This window comes from Streptomyces sp. NPDC048420 (genome assembly GCF_040651535.1).
Taxonomy (GTDB): domain Bacteria; phylum Actinomycetota; class Actinomycetes; order Streptomycetales; family Streptomycetaceae; genus Streptomyces.
Window position 1 is genome coordinate 209744 of the sequence record NZ_JBEZKG010000015.1, and the last position, 16172, is coordinate 225915.

18 protein-coding genes and 2 pseudogenes are annotated in these 16172 nt (G+C 71.5%); 12 read left to right on the forward strand and 8 right to left on the reverse strand.

What is annotated here, in order from left to right; all coding sequences use genetic code 11:
• Nucleotides 1-91: 91 nt before the first annotated feature.
• A complete protein-coding gene (locus tag AB0D34_RS28580) occupies nt 92-1120 on the forward strand; it encodes an LLM class flavin-dependent oxidoreductase (protein WP_362666266.1) in 1029 nt (342 codons plus the stop codon).
• 175 nt (nt 1121-1295) lie between these two features.
• On the opposite strand, the gene AB0D34_RS28585 is transcribed toward AB0D34_RS28580, so the two are convergent.
• Nucleotides 1296-2261 carry a TauD/TfdA family dioxygenase gene (locus tag AB0D34_RS28585; protein WP_362666268.1) on the reverse strand — a complete coding sequence of 322 codons (966 nt, stop codon included), beginning with the start codon at nt 2259-2261 and terminating at the stop codon, nt 1296-1298.
• A gap of 573 nt (nt 2262-2834) precedes the next feature.
• Nucleotides 2835-3200: a helix-turn-helix domain-containing protein gene (locus tag AB0D34_RS28590; protein ID WP_362666270.1), complete on the reverse strand. Its 366-nt coding sequence runs from the start codon at nt 3198-3200 to the stop codon at nt 2835-2837.
• A 170-nt stretch (nt 3201-3370) separates the two neighbouring features.
• Here AB0D34_RS28590 and AB0D34_RS28595 point away from each other — a divergent pair, with 170 nt between their 5' ends.
• Complete coding sequence (locus tag AB0D34_RS28595) at nt 3371-4036, forward strand: ANTAR domain-containing protein (RefSeq protein ID WP_362666273.1); 666 nt, start codon at nt 3371-3373, stop codon at nt 4034-4036.
• 20 nt (nt 4037-4056) lie between these two features.
• On the opposite strand, the gene AB0D34_RS28600 is transcribed toward AB0D34_RS28595, so the two are convergent.
• Both AB0D34_RS28600 and AB0D34_RS28605 read right to left on the reverse strand, forming a co-directional pair.
• Nucleotides 4057-4461 (reverse strand): ArsI/CadI family heavy metal resistance metalloenzyme, encoded by a 405-nt coding sequence (locus tag AB0D34_RS28600; RefSeq protein WP_362666275.1) that lies wholly within the window; start codon nt 4459-4461, stop codon nt 4057-4059.
• A 28-nt stretch (nt 4462-4489) separates the two neighbouring features.
• Nucleotides 4490-5839, reverse strand: coding sequence for an NAD(P)-binding domain-containing protein (locus AB0D34_RS28605; protein ID WP_362666278.1), 1350 nt, complete (start codon nt 5837-5839; stop codon nt 4490-4492).
• 132 nt (nt 5840-5971) lie between these two features.
• Here AB0D34_RS28605 and AB0D34_RS28610 point away from each other — a divergent pair, with 132 nt between their 5' ends.
• Nucleotides 5972-6346: a metalloregulator ArsR/SmtB family transcription factor gene (locus AB0D34_RS28610; RefSeq protein ID WP_362666280.1), complete on the forward strand. Its 375-nt coding sequence runs from the start codon at nt 5972-5974 to the stop codon at nt 6344-6346.
• Between the two features lie 48 nt (nt 6347-6394).
• Here the strand turns inward: AB0D34_RS28610 and AB0D34_RS28615 are convergent, their stop codons facing one another.
• Nucleotides 6395-7132, reverse strand: a complete 738-nt coding sequence (locus tag AB0D34_RS28615) for an aquaporin (protein ID WP_362666394.1) — start codon at nt 7130-7132, stop codon at nt 6395-6397.
• Between the two features lie 64 nt (nt 7133-7196).
• Entirely contained in the window at nt 7197-7511 is a 315-nt protein-coding gene (locus tag AB0D34_RS28620) for a metalloregulator ArsR/SmtB family transcription factor (protein ID WP_362666283.1), read from the reverse strand.
• A gap of 62 nt (nt 7512-7573) precedes the next feature.
• Here AB0D34_RS28620 and AB0D34_RS28625 point away from each other — a divergent pair, with 62 nt between their 5' ends.
• The gene (locus AB0D34_RS28625; protein WP_362666285.1) at nt 7574-7993 is read left to right on the forward strand and encodes an arsenate reductase ArsC; all 420 of its coding nucleotides are present in this window, start codon (nt 7574-7576) and stop codon (nt 7991-7993) included.
• Nucleotides 7994-8281: 288 nt separating this feature from the next.
• On the opposite strand, the gene AB0D34_RS28630 is transcribed toward AB0D34_RS28625, so the two are convergent.
• Both AB0D34_RS28630 and AB0D34_RS28635 read right to left on the reverse strand, forming a co-directional pair.
• On the reverse strand, nt 8282-9280 hold the full coding sequence (locus AB0D34_RS28630) for a M56 family metallopeptidase (protein WP_362666288.1): 999 nt from the start codon (nt 9278-9280) through the stop codon (nt 8282-8284).
• A gap of 4 nt (nt 9281-9284) precedes the next feature.
• Nucleotides 9285-9710: a BlaI/MecI/CopY family transcriptional regulator gene (locus AB0D34_RS28635; RefSeq protein WP_362666290.1), complete on the reverse strand. Its 426-nt coding sequence runs from the start codon at nt 9708-9710 to the stop codon at nt 9285-9287.
• A gap of 147 nt (nt 9711-9857) precedes the next feature.
• Between AB0D34_RS28635 and AB0D34_RS28640 the strand changes: the two genes are divergently transcribed.
• The 8 genes and pseudogenes from AB0D34_RS28640 to AB0D34_RS28675 all read left to right on the forward strand — a co-directional run bounded on the left by AB0D34_RS28640 (nt 9858) and on the right by AB0D34_RS28675 (nt 16169).
• Nucleotides 9858-10520, forward strand: a complete 663-nt coding sequence (locus AB0D34_RS28640; protein ID WP_362666397.1) for a phosphatase PAP2 family protein — start codon at nt 9858-9860, stop codon at nt 10518-10520.
• Nucleotides 10517-11246: pseudogene (locus AB0D34_RS28645) on the forward strand (phosphatase PAP2 family protein). Before AB0D34_RS28640 ends, AB0D34_RS28645 begins: the two are co-directional and overlap by 4 nt.
• Complete coding sequence (locus AB0D34_RS28650) at nt 11200-11862, forward strand: response regulator transcription factor (RefSeq protein ID WP_362666292.1); 663 nt, start codon at nt 11200-11202, stop codon at nt 11860-11862. The pseudogene AB0D34_RS28645 and the gene AB0D34_RS28650 overlap by 47 nt, the downstream one beginning before the upstream one ends.
• A pseudogene (locus tag AB0D34_RS28655) lies at nt 11859-13229 on the forward strand (HAMP domain-containing sensor histidine kinase); the annotation flags it as partial. The gene AB0D34_RS28650 and the pseudogene AB0D34_RS28655, both read left to right, overlap by 4 nt.
• A gap of 69 nt (nt 13230-13298) precedes the next feature.
• Complete coding sequence (locus AB0D34_RS28660; protein ID WP_362666399.1) at nt 13299-14090, forward strand: hypothetical protein; 792 nt, start codon at nt 13299-13301, stop codon at nt 14088-14090.
• A gap of 82 nt (nt 14091-14172) precedes the next feature.
• Entirely contained in the window at nt 14173-15003 is an 831-nt protein-coding gene (locus tag AB0D34_RS28665; protein ID WP_362666294.1) for an aldo/keto reductase, read from the forward strand.
• 25 nt (nt 15004-15028) lie between these two features.
• Nucleotides 15029-15610 carry a DNA polymerase ligase N-terminal domain-containing protein gene (locus AB0D34_RS28670; protein ID WP_362666297.1) on the forward strand — a complete coding sequence of 194 codons (582 nt, stop codon included), beginning with the start codon at nt 15029-15031 and terminating at the stop codon, nt 15608-15610.
• Nucleotides 15611-15734: 124 nt separating this feature from the next.
• Complete coding sequence (locus AB0D34_RS28675; RefSeq protein ID WP_362666401.1) at nt 15735-16169, forward strand: cupin domain-containing protein; 435 nt, start codon at nt 15735-15737, stop codon at nt 16167-16169.
• Nucleotides 16170-16172: the final 3 nt, after the last annotated feature.

Consider the following 16172-nt stretch of genomic DNA (forward strand, 5'->3'; position numbering starts at 1 on the left):
CCGCGGGCAGTGCGGAAGGGGAACATCGCGTGGGGCGGGCGGGTTGGCACTGCCGTACTAGTTGATTCGTCAAACACCTACGGAGGAGCCCGTGCCGCCGACCTCACGCCCCTTGCGCAAGCTGGGCTTCCTGACCATCGGTCTGTTCGACGAGGCGGACCCGCGGCGCGGTCACGAGTCCACGCTGGAGATCATCGAGCTGGGCGAGCGGCTCGGCTTCGACAGCGCGTGGCTGCGCCACCGGCATCTCCAGTACGGCATCTCCTCCCCCGTCGCCGTCATGGCGGCGGCCTCCCAGCGGACCAGCCGCATCGAGCTCGGCACCGCGGTCATCCCGCTGGGCTGGGAGAACCCGCTGCGCCTCGCCGAGGACCTGGCGACGGTGGACATCCTGTCCGGGGGCCGGGTGAACCCGGGCGTCAGCGTGGGCCCGCCGATGCACTTCGACGAGGTCAAGGGAGCGTTGTACCCGGACACGGCCGGCGCCGAGGACTTCTCCTACGAGCGGGTGCGCCGGCTGCTGGACCTGGTGCGCGGGAAGCCCGCCAGCGACTTCAGCGGGGTGCAGGGCTTCGAGGTCTTCTCGGACCGGGTGCAGCCGCACTCCCCCGGGCTCGGCCGACGGCTCTGGTACGGCGGGGGCAGCCTGAGCTCGGCCCGATGGGCGGGAGAGCACGGCATGAACTTCCTGACCAGCAGCGTCGTCAAGGCGGAGGACCCCGACGGCCCGTACGACTTCGCGGAGATCCAGCTCGCGCACATCCGCGCCTTCCGCGCCGCCCACCCCGACGGTGAGCAGGCCCGGGTGTCCCAGGGGCTCGTCGTCATCCCCACCGACTCGGCGTCGCCGGAGCAGCGGGCGCGGTACGAGGAGTACGCGGCGAAGCGCACCCCTCGTACCGCCGCACCGCAGGGTCCGGCCCGGCTGATGTTCGCGCCGGACATCGTCGGCACGTCGGAGGAGATCGCCGAACGGCTGCACGCACACGCCGCGTTCCGCGAGGTGGACGAGGTGGCGTTCGCGCTGCCGTTCACCTTCGAGCACGAGGACTATGTGCAGATCCTCACGGACATGGCGACGAGGCTGGGGCCGACGCTGGGGTGGAAGCCGACCGCGTAGGTCTCTCGGTGAGCCGGAGGGGTGCCGATACGCCGGGGCTCGCCCTCGGGTACCGCGGTGCCCGCCCGACCTCCCTGAACCGGTCGGCAACGGAGCCGCGGCCGGCCATGGACACCACCACGACCCCCACCGCCCCGAAGCCGCACAGGCCTGTCCGGCGCTTCGGCGGGCCGGTTCACCACTGCCCCGCCTCAGTCCCGGTGATCGCCTCCGACGGCTTGCCGTCCACCCCCACCGGCACGTCACCGGCGAGCATCACCCGGTGCATGGTCCGGGGGAAGCCGAGGTGGGCGTTGTCGCTGGGGGCCAGGTGGATGGTGGCCCGGTTGTCCCAGAAGGCCACGCTGCCGGGCTCCCAGCGGAAACGGACCGTGTACTCGGGCCGTACCGCCTGTTCCAGGAGCATGTCGAGGATCGCCCGGCTCTCGGCGCGGGAGAGGTCGGCGATCTGCTCCACGTAGTAGCCGTTGACGTAGAGGATCCGCTCGCCCGTCTCGGGGTGGACCCGCACGAGCGGGTGCAGCGAGGCGACCTGATGGTCCAGCAGGTGCCGTACGTACGCGTCGTCGCCGGGCCGGGGCTGGTAGCCGACGCCGAGCCGGTGCTCCACGCGCAGTCCGTCGATGAACTCCCGTACGGGGCCCGAGAGTCCGGCGTAGGCGGCCGCCAGGTTGGACCACTGGGTGTCACCGCCGTACGGCGGGACGGTCTCGGCGCGCAGGATCGTCGCGGCGGGCGGGTCGATCCGGGCACCGTGGTCGCAGTGCCAGCCGCGCAGCAGAGTGTGCCGTCGGCGCTGCAACCACTCCTCGTGCTCCATGCCGAACTTCCCGCCCAGCTCCAGGCGGTCGGCGGTCGTCTCCACCTCCGGGAAGCCCGCGGGCGAGGCACCGCCGCGCTTGCGCAGGCTGATGGGCTGACCGAACTTCCGGGCGAAGGCCACGTGTCCGGTGTGGTCGAGCTGCTGCCCGCGGAAGAACACCACCTTCCAGCGCAGCACCGCGGCCCGGATCGCGGCGACCACCGGGGCGTCCAGGTCGTCGGTCAGATCGACCCCGGTGATCTCGGCTCCGATGTGCCCGGCGACCGGGTTCACCTCGATGCCCGCGTCCTGCTCCGCCGTGCCCTTGTCCGTCGTCATGCATGCTCCGTTGATCGCCGACATCCGTGCCTGTCCGAAAGGGTGTGCCCCAGGGGCACGTCACCCATGGTTGACTGCCCATCGCCGTCGCCGCCTCAACTCCTCAGGAGCTCCGAGTCAGACCCGGCTTGAGGCAGGTGCGGCAGGCCGTCCGTGCCCTGCCGGTTCGCGGTGACGGGGGGCGCAGTGACGGGACGCGGCCGGCGCCGAGTCCCGGCTGCCGACGGTCGCCCTGCTCCAGCCGCCGCCACTACGACCTCTCCGACCTGCCCGCCGAGCACACGGCCGAACTCGGCCCCTCTCCCTCCAGCGGGCGGAACGGGCGGTGCCCGGCCTCGGCGGCATCGCCCACCTCCACTTCTGGCTGGTCGCCCGGCCGACGGGACCGACGCGACTGCGGGGCTCCTGCCGCCGTCCCCGACGAGGAACGCCGGCTGGCCACCATCTGATCGCCGCGACGCCGGCCGCGAAGGGCGGCACGGCCTACGTCCTCGGGCCGGAGTCGCCCAGCCAAGTGAACCCGTCGGTCACCGCAGACACCGTTCCTCGGCCGGGTTCCCGTGTGGGTGTTCACTACGCGTCGGCGCCCTCCCGGCCTGGGCCGCTTCGCTCACTGTCACCGAGGGGACCGTGACGCCGTGCGTCGTGGTCGGCCAGCAGTGTCAGCAGCTCCGCCACGGCCAGCCCCGACTCCGCCGGGTGACGCAAGGTGGTTCCCGATCGGATGCGGTACGTGTTGGATCTGCCTTCGCGTGTGTGGGTGAGATACCCGCCGGCTTCCAGATCGGAGATGATCCTCCCCACCGCGCGTTCGGTCAGACGGCAGTGGGCGGCGATGTCTCGGATGCGGGTTGTGTGGTTGTGCGCGATCGCAGCCAGGACCCGGGCATGGCTGGTGAGAAAGGTCCAGCCGCTGTGCGGCTCAGGCGCGTCTCCCATACCCACCAGCATAGGACTCCCAATTCACGTACACAAAAGACGGAAATACATTTCCGGTATCTCTTGACGGGTTAGGCCTCAGGCCGCAACCTGGGAAACGGAGCAGTGGATGTCCCCACCGGAGCCGCGCGCTCCGGCAGCCTCACCAGGACAGCACCATGATCACGCACATGTCACCGACCGGACCCGCCGCGGTGCAGGATCTGACGATCGATGCGGTGGCCCTGGGCGAACGAGTGCTCGTCACCGTTCGGGGCGAGCTCGACATCAGCACGGACCAAGCGTTGGAAGCCGCGCTCCTTAAGGCCGTCGGGAGCAGCACTCGGGGTGTGGACCTCGACCTGAGCTGCGCGGCCTTCTGCGACTGCTCCGGCTTGAATGTCCTGCTCGCCGCCAGGCGCCATGCCCTGGACAGCGGCAAGACGCTCTCCATACGGTCCGCCAGTCCCGCCGTGCGATGGCTGCTGTCCGCGACCGGGACCCGCCCGCTGTTCGAACCGGACCACCAGGCGCCGTCCGCATGGGAGCGTGCCCTGAACCGCGAGGCGCAGGAACTCCGCGACGAGGTCGATCAACTGCGCCGGGCCATGGCGACGCGTCCCGTCATCGACCAGGCCAAAGGCATCCTGATGGCCTCCTTCAAGCTCAGCCCCGAGGACGCCTGGACCGTACTGGTCCGCGTCTCCCAGAACACGAACACCAAGCTTCATCGGCTCGCCGGCGAACTCGTGACCGCGGTCCAGGGCGGTGCGCTCTGCGAGGCGTCGCAACAGCAGCTGGCGGCGGCACTCGTGGCACTCGACGCGGCTCCAGAGCTGGACCCGTCGCTGGACTGATCACTGAGCGCGCCCGGAACTCAGCAACAGGTACTGCCCTGCCGCTTGGCCAGGAAGTCGGCGTCGGCCTTCACGACGTACACCTCCCAGGGTTCCCGGCCGGGGCCGTGGACCCAGACCTTGTCCTGGCGGGCGTAGCAGCAGGTGGTGTCGTTCTCCTCAGTGGTCGCCAGGCCTGCCTCGGCCAGTCTGGTGGTGGCGGCGTGGACCGCATCGGTCGTCTCGACCTCTACGCCGAGATGGTCCATGCGTGTGGCCTCGCTCGCCGAGCCTTCGATCAGGACGAGCTTGAGCGGAGGCTCGGTGAGGGCGAAGTTGGCGTAGCCGTCGCGGAGTTTGGCGGGTTCGGTGCCGAAAAGCTTGCTGTAGAAGGCGACGGACGCCTTCAGATCGGGGACGCGGAGAGCCAGTTGCATGCGGGACATGGCGAACCTCCTGGTGAGCGTGCGTGGTTCAGCAGCCGCCGGACGAGGCCGGGGTGCCGCAGCAGCCTCCGCCGGCACCGCTCCGGGCGGCGTCGGCGTCGGGGCCGGCGTCGTCGAAGAGGCCCGCACCGCCGCACACTCCGGTCTCGGGCAGGGTCAGTTCGACGCGCTCGGCGGCCTCCTGGTCGCCGGCGATCGCGGCGGTTATGGAGCGGACCTGTTCGTAGCCGGTCATCGCCAGGAACGTGGGTGCGCGGCCGTAGCTCTTCATGCCGACCAGGTAGAAGTCCTTCTCCGGGTGGGAGAGCTCGTTCACGCCGTGCGGGTAGACCGTGCCGCAGGAGTGCACGTTCGGGTCGATCAGCGGGGCGAGCGCGGTCGGGGCCTGGAGGCGGTCATCCAGGCCGAGGCGGAGTTCGGAGAGAAACGACAGGTCGGGGCGGAAGCCGGTCAGGACGATGACCTCGTCGACCGGGTCCAGGCGGCGGCCGTCGTCCGCGACCAGGACGAGCTGGTCGCCCGCACGCTCCACCGCCCGCGTACGGAACCCGGTGACCGCGCTCACGTGGCCGTTCTCGACGGCCGCCCTGGCGCGCAGGCCGAGGGCACCGCGGGCGGGGAGCTGGTCGGCCTCACCGCCGCCGTACGTCGAACCGGTGATCCCCCGGCGCAGGATCCACACCGCGTGTGTGCCGTCGCCCTCCTCCTCGGCCAGATCGGCGAGATACCCGAGGGCAGTGAAGGCGGAGGCGCCGGAACCCACGACCGCCGTGCGCCGGCCGGCGTAACGGGCACGGATCGACGGGTCGTTCAGATCCGGGACGTAGGAGGAGATGCGGTCGGCGGCGGACCTCTCGCCGAGGGCGGGCAGGCCGTTCGCGCCCGCGGGGCCGGGCGTGGACCAGGTACCGGAGGCGTCGATGACGGCGCGGGCGGTGATTCGCTCCTCACTGCCGTGCGCGTTGTCGATGTGCACGGTGAAGGGCTGCTCGTCACGGCCGGAGTCGACGATCCGGTCGCGGCCGGCCCGGGCCACGCCGGTCACAGTGGTGCCGTAGCGGACCTTGTCCCCGAGGACATCGGCGAGCGGCTGGAGGTACTGCTCGACCCAGGCGCCGCCGGTGGGGTAGGTCGCGCCGTCGGGGCGGGTCCAGCCGGTGGGGGCGAGGAGCTTTTCGGCGGCCGGGTCGGTGACCTCGGCCCAGGACGAGAACAGCCGGATATGCGCCCAGGCTTGTACGGCGGTGCCGGCCGAGGGGCCCGCTTCCAGAACCAGCGGTTCGATGCCCAGCTCGACGAGATGCGCGGCGGCGGCCAGGCCGACAGGGCCTGCTCCGATGACCACGACGGGCAGCTGGTCGGTGGTGGACGCGCTCACGAGGGCTCCCGTTGTTTCGACACTTGTTTCGACGTTCATCGATGCCTGGTCCGGCCAGCATGGCACCTGATTCGACAAGCGTCAACATAGACATTCATCGAATTTAAGATCGACCTGTGTCAACATAGACGCATGTCGAATACGAAGGTGCTGCCGCTGCTGGAACCCGCCGCCGAATCCGTGGCGCCGTGCTGCCCTCCCGTCACCGAGCGCCCCTTCACGGCGGAGGAGGCCGAGACGGCCGCCCGGATGTTCAAGGCGCTGGGTGATCCCGTGCGGTTGCGGCTGTTCTCAGCGGTCGCCTCGCACGAGGGCGGTGAGGCATGCGTGTGCGACATCTCCGACGTCGGCGTCTCCCAGCCGACCGTCTCCCACCACCTGAAGAAGCTCAAGGAGGCCGGACTCCTCACCTCCGAGCGGCGCGGCACCTGGGTGTACTACCGGGTCGAGCCGTCGGTCCTGGCCGCGATGGGCAAGCTGCTGACGATGGCACCGACCCCGGCCTGACCCTGTCGTGAGCAGGATCGGCCCCGGCGGCGTCAGTCTCGAATCAGCTCACTCGGCGGCTGTGCGACCGGGCATGAAGATGAGCGACACCAGCGCCAGACCGACCGCCGCACCGACCAGTTGCATGCCGATGAAGCCCGCGACCGAGCCCGGCGCGATGCCCGCGAAGGTGTCGGTGAAGGCACGGCCGATGGTCACGGCCGGGTTGGCGAAGGACGTGGAGGACGTGAACCAGTACGCGGCACCGATGTACGACGCCACGGCCACCGGTGCGAAGCGCAGACGGTCCGCGCGGGCCAGGCCGAAGATCAGCAGGATCAGGCCGGCGGTGGCCACCACCTCGCCGAGCAACAGGTGACCGGCCGAGCGGTCGTGCGTGGACCACTTCACGAGCGGCTCGCCGAACATGGCGTCCGCCAGTATCGCGCCCGCGATCGCGCCGATGACCTGGGCCGGGAGGTAGACCGCCACCTCGCGGGCGGCGACACCGGCGCCGCCGCGGCGGGCGTTCCACCACTCGGCCAGCGTGACCACAGGGTTGAAGTGCGCGCCGGAGACCGGACCGAGCAGCAGGATCAGGACGCCGAGACCGAAGACGGTGGCCGTGGAGTTGGCCAGCAGCTGCAACCCGACGTCCTTCGTCAGCTCGGTGGCCTGGATGCCGGAGCCGACCACGATCGCCACCAGGGCCGCGGTACCGACCAGTTCGGCCGCGACGCGCGCGATCAGCGGAGAGGCCGGGGGTGGAGTGGTGGCGAACTCCCCGTTCCTATCGGTCTCGGCGATGCCGGTGGCCTCGGTGGCGGTCAACAAGATCTCCTCGGTGCGGGTCGCCGTACGGTGGCGCGGATCAGGGGCAGGACCGCTTGACGTTGTTGTCGGCGGTGGCGCGCGCGGTCTCCGCGAGGTCGGCGAACTGACCGGCAAGGGCGGCGATGACCTCGGGCTTGAGCCGGTAGTACGTGAACCGGCCGCAGGGCTCCGTCTCCACGACCCCTGCCTCGCGCAACACCTTCAGATGGTTGGAGAGGTTGGTCTGCCTGGCCCCCGTCTCCTCGATCAGGTGCGTGGAGCAGAGCGTCTCCTTGGCGAGCAGGGTGACGATCTGGAAGCGGAGCGGGTCCGCGAGCACCCGCATCAGATCAGTGTCGACTGACGTCAGCATGGACTGATACTTTCACATCACTCTGGACTGATACAGCCTGGCCTCTCGTGAAGGAAGAACCGATGTCCTCCAGCCCGCTCGCCTCCGTGCTGTTCGTCTGCGTCCACAATGCCGGGCGCTCGCAGATGGCCGCCGGATTCCTTTCCCACCTCGCGGGCGACCGGGTCGAGGTCCGTTCCGCCGGCTCCGTCCCGGGCGACCGGGTCAATCCGGCCGCGGTCGAGGCCATGAAGGAAGTCGGCGTCGACATCTCCGGGGCAGAGCCGAAGATCCTGACCACCGAGGCCGTGCAGGCGTCCGACTACGTCATCACCATGGGCTGCGGCGACGCCTGCCCGGTCTTCCCCGGCAAGAAGTACCTCGACTGGGCCCTGGAGGACCCGGCGGGCAAGGGCGTGGAGTCCGTACGCCCCATCCGCGACGAGATCCAGAAGCGCATCGAGGCCCTGATCGCCGAGATCGACGCGCGACGGGAGGCATGACCTCCTGACGGAGACCGGCACATACGAGGCGACTGGTCCGGATGCCACCGTGGCCCGCGTCCGCATGAGGCGCTGAGCCAGAGGCCGCGACTCCTCGGTACGGGTCATGTGGGTGCACAGATCCTCGACCCGCTGCTGTGCGGCCTGCGTGAGCGGGCGGAGGGGGGACGAAGCCGGTGCCGTCTCAGTGCCGGATGGTGCGCGGCAGACCGAGTACGCCCAGCGCGCAAAGACCCCTCGAGTGCCGTCCGGCCACTCGGGCCGTAGTCGCGCCCATGAGGGCCGGAGTCAGCGCCGCAGTTCCGGGCGGACGTGGACACCGCGGCAGAGTTCGGGCCCGTGCCGATGGCCCGCCGCCGTCCGTACGTTCGCGGTCGGGGACTGCGCCGCGCACTGCGCGCTGTCCATGATGCGGTCGCTGTCGGACGCGGCGTTGGCGAGGCTCGCGCAGCACACGGCCAGCAGGACGGCGCCCGCCACCAGGGGCAGGCTCCTGCGTCGGGGTGGTGGGCCCAGCAGTGCGCGCACCCGCTGCGGCACCACCCCGCCGGTCACGGCCAGGGCCACAGGGCGGGACACACCGGCGGACGCCAGGGCGGCACGGCCGACGGCGTGGGCGACGACCGTGCGGTCGCCGACCCGGTCCGCGGCCTCCTCGTCGGCCCAGCGTTCCAGGACGAAGTCGCCCGCGACGGCCAACGGCCGCAGCAGCGGGTTCAGGGCCGCGGCGAGCCGCCACAGGCCCTGGAAGAGATGATGGCGGCCGCGCAGATGCGCTCGCTCGTGCGCGAGCAGGGCGGCGCGCTCCTGGTCGCCGAGGCAGCGCAGCATCCCCCGGGAGACGACGACGCGCCCCGGCTTCCCAGGCAGCGCGAAGGCGATCGGAGCGTCGTCGTCCAGTACCGCCAGCTCGGTCTCCTGCGGCAGCCGGGCGCACTCCCGCCGCGCCAGGACGACGTGCCGCGTCTGCCGTACGGCGGCCACGCCCAGCGAGACGGTGCCCGCGGCCAGCACCAGGGCACTGCCGGCCGCGACGACCAGGTACACCGGATCCTCGGCGCGCAACGCGGCCACCGACCAGCGGCCCTCCTCCGCGACCTCGGGGATCTGCGCCACACCGGTGAACGCCAGCAGGGCAAGGGACCCCGCCCAGCCGACCGCCGTCACGAGCGCGGCGCAGGCCAGTGCCCAGGCAGCGGGACGCGGAGGCAACAGAGGTGCCAGCCGGGGCGCCAGCACGGCGAGGACGGCGGTGACGGCGAACGGGACGTACACGCTGATCAGCACTGACTCACGACCCCCCGCCGGGGCGATCGTCCTCGACACGGGCGCCGTGCCCGGACAGCAGCTGCTGTAGCACGTGCTCGTCCTGCACGGACAGCTCCGACACGAAGCGGGCCAGAACCGCCTCCCGGTCGGAGCCGCCCTCCAGCAGTGAGTGCATGCGCTGGGCGGTGTGGGACGCCTCGTCGCGGGCCGGCTCGTAGGCGTAGCCCCGGCCCTCGCGGTGCCGGACCAGCATGTCCTTGTCGTACAGCCGGGACAGGATGGTCAGCACGGTCGTGTAGGCCAGGTCGCCCGGCAGCGCTTCCCGGACCTGGCCGGCGGTCAGAGGGCCCTCGGCGGCCCAGAGCGCGGCGAGCACCTCGCTCTCCAGTTCGCCGCGGGCCCGCCTGCCGGACGCCTCGCGGGCGCCGCCATCCCCTCGCTCCGCCACCCGGATGCCCTCCGTCCGCCGTCCGTCCGCACAGACTACCCGGCGATCTCCTACTAGTTGTAGGAGATATACTCCGAGCTTCGGCCGTGAACTACTACAACTCGTAGGGTTCAGCCGGACGTGGGTGTGCCGACCGGAGGGACGCGGGTGATCATGGCCTTGGACGGGGCGCCGGTCGACGGCTCCGCCTACCTGGACGTGGTGGGCCTGGCCCGGCATGCGCCGGGCTGGCTGGACGGCGCGGTGGCGTTCTGGTCGACGTACGGTCTCGCGCTGTTCGCCGTCCTCGCGGGCATCGGCTGGTGGTCCGCGCGACGAGCCGGGGGTGCGGCGGCGGTGACGGCCCTCGGGGTGCCGGTGATCGTGGTGTCGGCATACGGCGTGGACGCCCTGGTGAAGTCGGCGGTGCGCGAGGACCGGCCGTGCCAGAGCCTCCGGGTGAAGACCCTGGAGGCGTGTCCGGCGCCGGGTGACTGGTCCTTCCCCAGCAACCATGCGGCGATCGCGGCCGCCGCCGCTGTGGCGCTGGTGTTCGTCTCGCACCGGCTCGGGGCGGTCGCGGGCATGGCGGCCGTGGCGATGGCGATCTCCCGGGTGTGGGTCGGCGTGCATTATCCGCACGACGTCGTGGCGGGGATGGCGGTCGGCGGGCTCGTCGCGCTGCTGTCGATGCTCTGGCTGAGGAAGTGGTCGGTACCCGTGGCCCGGCGCGTGGCCGCCACCCGCCTCGGGCCACTGCTGTCCGCCAGGGCGGACGACGGTGTGACGGCCGGGCGGGACGAGCCCTCCGTCTCCGGGCCCGTGTCGTGAACCGCCGCGACGCCGCCGACCTGGCCGGGACCGTCGCTCTCGGCGCCCGTCTGGCTTTCGGCGTCCTCACCCTGATGGTGATCGGCCACGATCGCGCTCCGCTGTGGGCGGACGACGGTGTCCTCACCTGGTCACTCGGCCATCGCCCGGACGTGGCCCGGGCGATGGCCCGAGGGGTGACCGATACCGGCAGCGGCGCCGTCCCCTATGTCCTCGCGGCGTCGGCCGGCGTGGTCGCGGGTCGAACCGTGCGGCAACGGATACGGGCCGCCGTGCTGAGCCTCGGCTGTCTGGGATCCGGGCAGACGCTGCGCCACGGGGTGATGGCACTCGTCCAGCGGCCGCGCCCTTCCCTGCCGACTGGGCTGCGTCGGCCGGCGGTTGGGCCTTCCCCTCCGGGCACACCACCACCGCGGCCCTCACCGCCGGGCTGCTGATCGTCGCGGTCGCGCTGCGCGCCCCCCGCGGTGCCGTCTCGCTCCGGGCGTCATCGGCTGTTGGGCCGTGCTGGTGGGTCTGTCCCGTGCCTATCCCGGCGTGCACCGGTTCACCGACGTCATCGGTGGCTGGTTGCTCGCCACCGGGTGGCTCGGAGTGTGCCTGTGCGCGACGGCGCGATGGGCGCCCGCATCGCTCGTCCCCGCCACCGACCCCACGCTCGACGACCCGACGGAGAACCATGCGCCACAAGATCCTGGTCGTGGAGGACGATCACGCCCTGCGTGACGTGCTGCGCCGCGCCCTGCTGGACGAAGACCTCGCGCCCGTGCTCGCCGCCGACGGCGCCACCGCCGTACGGCTGGCAGGCGACGACATCGCCGCCGTCGTGCTGGACGTCGGGCTGCCCGACGCGGACGGCAGGGACGTCTGCCAGGCGCTGCGCGCGGGCGGCTTCGACGCCCCGATCATCTTCCTGACCGCCCGCCACCACATCACCGACCGGCTTTCCGGCTTCTCGGCCGGGGCCGACGACTACCTGCCCAAGCCGTTCCACCTCGCCGAGTTGGTCGCCCGGCTGCGGGTCTCGCTCAGACGTGCCACGCCACGAGCCGTGGCCACGGCCGGAGACCTCGTCCTGGACCCGACACGGCACAGCGCGCGAGTCGGCGAAGTCCCCTTCGACCTGTCCCCCACGGAGTTCCGCCTGCTGGCCACGCTCGTGGCCGCGGGAGGCGCCCTCCTGCCGCGCCGCGACCTCGTCAGAGCCGCCTGGCCGGACGGCGCGCAGGTCAGTGACAACACCCTCGACCAGTATCTGAGCCGACTGCGCCGCAAGCTCCGCGAAGCAGGCAGCGGCCTGAGTCTCACCACGGTGCGCGGGATCGGGCACCGGCTGTCATGAACCGGCTTCCGCGCCGTCTGGCACCCCGCACCCTGCGCGGCCGGCTCTCGCTCGTGGCGCTGACCGCCGCCGCGCTCCTGATGGCCGTCCTGACCGTCGCGTTCAACACCGTGACGGACCGGTACCTGCAGCACCAGGCGGACGCCGAACTCCGCGACCGCGCGGCCGCCGTCGCCGCCACGCTCGACACCGGTGGCCCCCGGGTACGCGTCCTGGAGACCGTCGACGACCGGGTCCTCGACGCCGGCGTGTGGATCTACACCGGGACACGGCTGCTGGAGAGGCCCCCGTCCACCACGGCCGACGGCACCCTGAGCCGGGCCGCCGACCGGCTCGCCGCCCGGGCCAGGGGGATGTGCGGGACCGTACACACCGGGAACTCCCGTTCCGTCCGCCTGTGCTCCCAGCCCGTGTCCGGGCAGCGCAGTTCCGCCACCGTCGTCACGGCTCTGGACCTCGCCCCCTACCGCAACTCCGCGGACACCCTCCTGCTGGGGTCTTTGATCCTGGACGCCGTCATGCTCGCGTGCACCTACGTCCTGACGCGCCTGGCCGTCGGACGAGCACTGCGCCCCGTACGCACCATGACCGACCGCGCTACCCAGTGGAGCGCGGTCGGCTCCGACGAACGTCTCGGCGCCGAGGAGCAGCCGACCGAACTCGCCCGCCTGGGCGCCTCGTTGGACGCGCTGCTGGACCGCATCCGTACCGTGCTGCGCCACGAGCGGCAGCTGACCGGGGAGTTGTCGCACGAACTGCGCACGCCGCTCACCCGGATCCTCGTCGAGCTCGACTGGTGGCGGGCCCGCCCGCGCTCGGCCGCCGAGACCCGCGCCACCCATGAAGTGATCGCGGAGGCCGCACGGTCCATGTCCACCATCTGCGACACCCTGCTCGACGACGCCCGCGACAGCGCGCAGAACACCACCACGGCCGTCGGTGCCGTCCCCGTCGCGCCCGTCCTGTGCCGGCTGGTCGAGAACCTCGACGCACGGGAACAGGTGCAGACCGTGGTCGACGTCCCGGACCCACGACTCCAGGCGGGCGTGGCGCCCGCCCTGCTCGAACGGGTCCTCAGTCCGCTGCTGGCCAACGCCGTCCGCTACGCCCGCTCCACCGTGACCCTGTCCGCGCGGCAACTGCCCGACGGTGTCCGCATCGACGTCACCGACGACGGTCCCGGCGTACCGGCTGCCTTCCTCGACGAGCTCTTCCAGCCCGGCCGCCGCGCCGACTCCGGTGACGGGCACGACGGCGCGGGCCTGGGGCTGCCACTCGCGCGCCGGCTGGCCCGCTCCGTCGGCGGTGAGGTGTCCCACGATCCCGGGCACACACCGGGAGCGCGTTTCCTGGTCGATCTGCCTGCCGCCCTGCCCATGGCCACCCCCGCACACCGTTCAGGTCGTGTTCAGGCTCGCCGTGCCATCGTGCGGATCATGACCGCAGAGCACGTCCTCGACGACCGGCCCCTCATCTCCGCACGCCAGTTGGCGAACAAGGTGCCGGAGGTCACCGTCGGCTTCTGGATCATCAAGGTGCTGACCACCGGTATGGGCGAGACGGCATCGGACCTGCTGGCCCGCACGCTCGGCCCGATACCGGCGGTCGCGCTCGGCGCCCTCGCTCTCGTGGCGTCCCTGGCGGTCCAGCTCACGCTCCGCCGCTATGTCACCTGGGCCTACTGGAGTGCCGTGGTCATGGTCAGCGTGTTCGGCACCATGGCCGCCGACGTCCTGCACGTCGGCCTCGGCGTGCCGTACCTGGTGTCGGCCCCGGCCTTCCTCGCCGTACTGGCCGGGGTCTTCACCCTCTGGTACGCGAGCGAGCGGACTCTGTCCATCCATACGATCCGGACCCGCCGCCGCGAAGGGTTCTACTGGGCGGCGGTGCTGGCCACCTTCGCGCTCGGCACCGCCGCGGGCGACCTCACCGCCACCGTCGGCTTCGGCTACCTGGGCTCGGTCGCCCTCTTCGCCGTGGGTATCTGCCTGCCCGCCCTGGCCCACCGCTTCGGCGCCCTCAGCCCGGTGACCGCCTTCTGGTCCGCGTACGTCCTCACCCGCCCCCTCGGTGCCTCACTCGCCGACTGGATGGCCGTCAGCCACACCCGCGGTGGCCTGGGTCTCGGCCTGTCGCCGGTCACGCTCGCGTGGACGGCCGCGATCATCGGGTTCGTCGGCTACCTGACCGTGTCATCACGGGCCGCCCGGGTCCGCGCCGCGGCGTGATCCCCTGGAGACCGCCCGGTTGGTCGCCGCTCCCCCCATCCGTGAGGCTGGGGGGACGACACAGTCAAGGGAAGGTCCGCAAGTGATCAGCATCCCGACGCACACGCTCAACGACGGTACGGAGATCCCCGCCCTCGGGCTGGGCACCTGGCCGATGGACGACGCCGAGGCGGAGCGGGCGGTCGGCACCGCTCTGGAAGGCGGGTACCGGCTTCTCGACACGGCGACGAACTACCAGAACGAGACCGGTGTCGGCCGTGGCGTGGTCACCGCCGGGGTCCCGCGCGAGGAGATCGTCGTGACGACGAAGCTCCCCGGCAGGCACCACGGCTACGAGGAGACCCTGGCGTCCTTCGAGGAGTCCCGCGCCCGGCTGGGCCTGGAGTACGTGGACCTGTATCTGATCCACTGGCCGCTCCCCCGTGTCGACAAGTACGTCGACTCGTGGAAGGCCATGATCAAGCTGCGTGAGGACGGCCTCGTACGGTCGATCGGGGTCTCCAACTTCACGGCCGCGCACATCGAGCGGCTGGAGAAGGAGACCGGGGTCCTGCCGTCCGTCAACCAGATCGAGCTGCACCCCTTCTTCCCGCAGGAGGGGCTGCGGGCCCACCACGCCGACAAGGGCATCGTCACCGAGAGCTGGAGCCCGCTGGGCCGCGGCTCCGACCTGCTGGACGACCCGGCCGTGGCCCGCGTCGCCGAGGCGCACGGGGTCACGCCCGGTCAGGCGATCCTGCGCTGGCACATCCAGCTCGGCGCCCTGCCGATCCCGAAGTCCGGCGACCCCGAGCGGCAGCGCGCGAACCTCGACGTGTTCGGCTTCGAGCTGAGCGAGGCCGAGATGGCGGCGATCGGCGACCGTGAGCACCGGCGCCTCGGTGGCGACCCGGAGGTGCACGAGGAGTTCTGAGCCGTGGGAGGGGCACTCGGGGCCCATGAGTGAGCGACTGCGGGACTACCACGGCAAGCGGGATTTCCGAAGGACCGGCGAGCCCGAGGGCCGGGAAGGGCGCGCAGGCGCCGAGCCGCGGTTCGTCGTGCAGATCCATGACGCGAGCACGATGCACTTCGACTTCCGTCTCCAGGTCGACGACGTGCTGAAGTCCTGGTCGATCCCCAAGGGCCCCTCCGACATCCCCAAGGACAAGCGGCTCGCCGTGCCCACGGAGGATCATCCCCTGGAGTACGAGGAGTTCGAGGGCGTGATCCCCGAGGGCGAGTACGGCGGCGGCACCGTGATCGTCTGGGACCACGGGAGCTACGAGCCGCTGAGCCACGACAGGAAGGGTCACCCCGTCGACTTCGCGGAGTCGCTGGAGCGGGGGCACGCTACCTTCCGGCTGCACGGGGCGAAGCTGCACGGCGCGTACGCGCTGACCCGCTTCCGTGAGGACAACTGGCTCCTGGTGAAGACGGCCGAGGGCGGGGCCCGCGGACACGGCACCCCGGATCCGCGCAGGGCGCGCTCGGCGCGGACCGGCCGTACCCTCGCCCAGGTCGCCGCCGAGGAGTCCTGAACCGGAAGATCCGTCGAACAACACCCCAACTGGCCTTCTGTGCCTCTATGTTCACAGCGACACTCACGGCGGCGTTCCCTGTGGCACGTCGTCGCTCATGAACCCGAGCCAGGAGGCCTTCCGTATGCGCAACGCGCTCCGCACCGCCATCGCCGGCGCGGTCGTCACCGCCACCGTCCTCGTCGGCGGCACCGCCCAGGCGACCCCGCCCGGCCCCGGAGTAGTCGGCACGCTGATCGCCCAGAAGACCGTGGGCGACACCGACTACGTCCTCAGAGAGATCACCGTTCCGCCGGGCCAGGCAACCGGCTGGCACTACCACGACGGCCTCGTCTACGGGTACGTCAAGCAGGGCACCCTCACCCACTACCACGCCGACTGCGCTGTGGACGGCGTCTACCCGCAGGGCACCGTCGTACGCGAGCCGGGCGGCCCGAGCGATGTCCATCTCGGCCGCAACGAGGGCGACACGACGCTGGTCCTGGAGGTGCTGTACGTGCTGCCGCACGGCTCGCCGTACTCGGAGGACGTGCCGAACCCCGGCTGCTCGTTCCAGTGAGCT

Bases quoted from the DNA above. Each gene is read 5' to 3' on its own strand.
- AB0D34_RS28585 (WP_362666268.1), bottom strand. From the start codon at position 2,261: ATGACGACGGACAAGGGCACGGCGGAGCAGGACGCGGGCATCGAGGTG.
- AB0D34_RS28590 (WP_362666270.1), bottom strand. From the start codon at position 3,200: ATGGGAGACGCGCCTGAGCCGCACAGCGGCTGGACCTTTCTCACCAGC.
- AB0D34_RS28595 (WP_362666273.1), top strand. From the start codon at position 3,371: ATGTCACCGACCGGACCCGCCGCGGTGCAGGATCTGACGATCGATGCG.
- AB0D34_RS28600 (WP_362666275.1), bottom strand. From the start codon at position 4,461: ATGTCCCGCATGCAACTGGCTCTCCGCGTCCCCGATCTGAAGGCGTCC.
- AB0D34_RS28610 (WP_362666280.1), top strand. From the start codon at position 5,972: ATGTCGAATACGAAGGTGCTGCCGCTGCTGGAACCCGCCGCCGAATCC.
- AB0D34_RS28620 (WP_362666283.1), bottom strand. From the start codon at position 7,511: ATGCTGACGTCAGTCGACACTGATCTGATGCGGGTGCTCGCGGACCCG.
- AB0D34_RS28625 (WP_362666285.1), top strand. From the start codon at position 7,574: ATGTCCTCCAGCCCGCTCGCCTCCGTGCTGTTCGTCTGCGTCCACAAT.
- AB0D34_RS28650 (WP_362666292.1), top strand. From the start codon at position 11,200: ATGCGCCACAAGATCCTGGTCGTGGAGGACGATCACGCCCTGCGTGAC.
- AB0D34_RS28660 (WP_362666399.1), top strand. From the start codon at position 13,299: ATGACCGCAGAGCACGTCCTCGACGACCGGCCCCTCATCTCCGCACGC.
- AB0D34_RS28670 (WP_362666297.1), top strand. From the start codon at position 15,029: ATGAGTGAGCGACTGCGGGACTACCACGGCAAGCGGGATTTCCGAAGG.
- AB0D34_RS28675 (WP_362666401.1), top strand. From the start codon at position 15,735: ATGCGCAACGCGCTCCGCACCGCCATCGCCGGCGCGGTCGTCACCGCC.